Source organism: Arthrobacter sp. STN4 (genome assembly GCF_024539665.1).
GTDB lineage: Bacteria > Actinomycetota > Actinomycetes > Actinomycetales > Micrococcaceae > Specibacter.
Genome location: NZ_JAKZGX010000087.1, coordinates 1 through 605, shown reverse-complemented (window position 1 = coordinate 605; position 605 = coordinate 1). Strand labels below are relative to the sequence as shown.

Genomic DNA, 605 nt, shown 5'->3' with positions numbered 1-605 from the left:
AGAGGGCGGTGCCGTTGTGGAGGCGGACGGTCCAGAGGCCTTGGTGGATGAGGTGGTGGTGGAGGGGGCAGGTGAGGGTGCCGTTGTTGGTGTTGGTTTCGCCGCCGTCTTGCCAGGGGGTGATGTGGTGGGCTTCGCAGTCGCTGGCGGGGCGGGTGCAGTGGGGGAAGGTGCAGCCTTTGTCGCGGGCGATGAGGAGTTTGCGTTGGGTGGGGGTGAAGAGGCGTTGGGTGCGTCCGGCGTTGAGGATGGTGTGGCCGTTGCCCAGGATGAGGGTGGTGATGTCGGCGTCGCAGAGTTCGGTGTCCCAGAGGGCGAGGTTGCTGGGGCCGGTGTAGGGGAGGAAGGCGATGCCGCCGGCGTTGCCTTGGGTGCGGTTGGTGTGGATGTCGGCTTCGGTGGTGGTGATGAGGAGGTGGGGTTTGAGTCCGCCGTTGAGGGGGAGGTGGCCGGTGCGGGCGGCGAGGTGGAGGGTGTCGATGAGGGCGTCGAGGAGTCGTTGGGGGCGGGTGCGGGTGTCTTGCAGGGCGGGGTTGGTGCAGTTCGGGTCGATGGGGTCCAGGCCGGGGAGCTCGTGATCGGTGCCGGGTTCGGGGACCATGATG

Annotated in this window: 1 protein-coding gene; it reads right to left on the bottom strand. The window is 67.9% G+C overall.

Annotation, left to right across the window (positions count from 1 at the left end; translation table 11 throughout):
• Nucleotides 1-605 (bottom strand): HNH endonuclease signature motif containing protein (locus tag MMF96_RS19445; protein ID WP_256884482.1); only part of this gene is annotated, 605 nt, incomplete at both ends.